The organism is Iamia sp. (assembly GCF_035575815.1).
In the GTDB taxonomy this organism is placed as follows: domain Bacteria; phylum Actinomycetota; class Acidimicrobiia; order Acidimicrobiales; family Iamiaceae; genus Iamia.
Genome location: NZ_DATLXO010000179.1, coordinates 1 through 1,844, shown reverse-complemented (window position 1 = coordinate 1,844; position 1,844 = coordinate 1). Strand labels below are relative to the sequence as shown.

Here is a 1,844-nt window from a genome sequence, read left to right as displayed (position 1 = left end):
TGGCCTACGGGGCGCTGCTGCTCAGCGTGGCCACCGACATCGATCGAGCCACCAGCGACGCCCGCACCGGGCTGAACGCCACCCGCCGGGGTGACACCGACACCGCTCGCCGCAGCTTCGTCAGGGCGGAATCCTCGTTCGAGCGGACCAACAGCCGCATCAACGGTTGGTGGGCGGCGCCGGCCCGGGCCGTCCCGGTGCTCAGCCAGCACGCCCGGGCCCTCGGCTCATCGGCCGAGGAGGGCGTCCAGCTGTCTCGCACCGCGGGCGAGACGGTGGAGGCCGCCAACTACCAGGAGCTGCGCTCGACCGGGGGCCAGTTCGACATCGAGCGCATCTTGTCGGTGCGCGACCCGCTCGAGCGCACGGCCACATCGATCTCCTCGGCACAGCGTGCGATCGACGCCAACCGCACGCCGTGGCTGCTCGGCCCGCTGGCGAACGGCCTCGACGACCTCGGGGACGAGCTGACCCAGGCAGGTGGGGAAGCCGACCTGGCCCTCGACGCCGTGGAGGTCGCGCCCGCCCTCCTCGGCGCCGACGGCCCCCGCCACTACTTCGTCGCCTTCGTGACCCCCGCCGAGCTCCGTGGGTCGGGGGGCTTCATGGGGAGCTACGCCGAGATCAGCGCCACCGACGGCCGGCTGCGCCTCGAAGAGTCGGGGTCGGTCCAAGAACTGCGCCAAGCCCGCGGCGCGGTCCAGGTCACGGGCCCGCCGGACTACGTCCGTCGCTACGGGCAGTTCTCGGTCGGTGACTTCATCGGTGACTTCACCTTCTCTCCGCACTTCCCGTACGACGCCCAGGTGATCAGCGAGATCTACCCCCAGGCGGGGGGGCGGCCGGTCGACGGCGTGATCAGCATCGACCCCATCGCCCTCGCGGCCCTGTTGCGCTTCACCGGGCCCGTCGAGGTCGAAGGCTTCGGGCGCACCCTCAGCGCGGATGACGCGGCCAACTTCCTGCTCCGTGAGAACTACGCCCTCTTCCAAGACAGCGACGCCCAGAACGATGCCCTGGCCGAGCTGCTCGAGATCACCTTCGACCGCCTCACCACGGGCGACCTCCCTGGCCCCCGGCGGATCGGCGACATCCTCGGTCCCGCCACCGCCGAGGGCCGCATCCGCCTCTGGTCTCCGGACTCCAACGAGCAGGCGCTCTTCGGCCGACTGGGTGCCACCGGTGCCTTCCCCGAGCCCGCCCCTGATCGCGACTTCCTCACCGTGGCCAGCCAGAACTCGGGCAACAACAAGATCGACGTCTACCAGAGCCGCGACATCGACTACCGGGTGACGATCGACGACGAGGGCACGCTGCGGGCAACGGCCCGGGTCACGGTGCGCAACGATGCACCACTCGACCAGGGACTGCCTGACTACGTACTCGGTAACAGCCAGGACGACCCGCCGGGCACGAACCGGATGCTGCTCTCGGTGTACACGCCGCACGAGCTGGAGGGGGTCGCGGTCGATGGCGAGGCGACGGGGGTCGAATCCCAGACCGAAGCGGGTTACCGCGTCTACACCAAGCAGATCGTGGTGCCACCCGGCGGATCGGTCACCCTCGAGCTCGACCTGGTCGGCACGATGGACCTCGAGGGCGACTACCACCTCGACCTGGCTCCTCAGCCGACCGTCGTCTCGGACCAGCTGACCGTGCGCGCCGGTCGCAGCGATGCGCCCCCCACCACGGTGGAGCCCTTCGACATCGCCGGCCGCGACGAGCTGATCGTGGCCGAATGACCGTGACGAGCCCGTGAACAGATGCCCAGCGGGGCCTTGAATGCTGGACACAGGGGTCGATGGTGGACCATGATGCCCCAACCACACGGGGTCCCCCAGGAG

General features: G+C 70.1%; 1 protein-coding gene. It reads left to right on the top strand.

Going from position 1 to position 1,844, the window contains the following annotated elements; translation table 11 throughout:
- Nucleotides 1-1,742 (top strand): DUF4012 domain-containing protein (locus VNL12_RS18330; RefSeq protein WP_325596420.1); only part of this gene is annotated, 1,742 nt, incomplete at its 5' end.
- Nucleotides 1,743-1,844 lie beyond the last annotated feature (102 nt).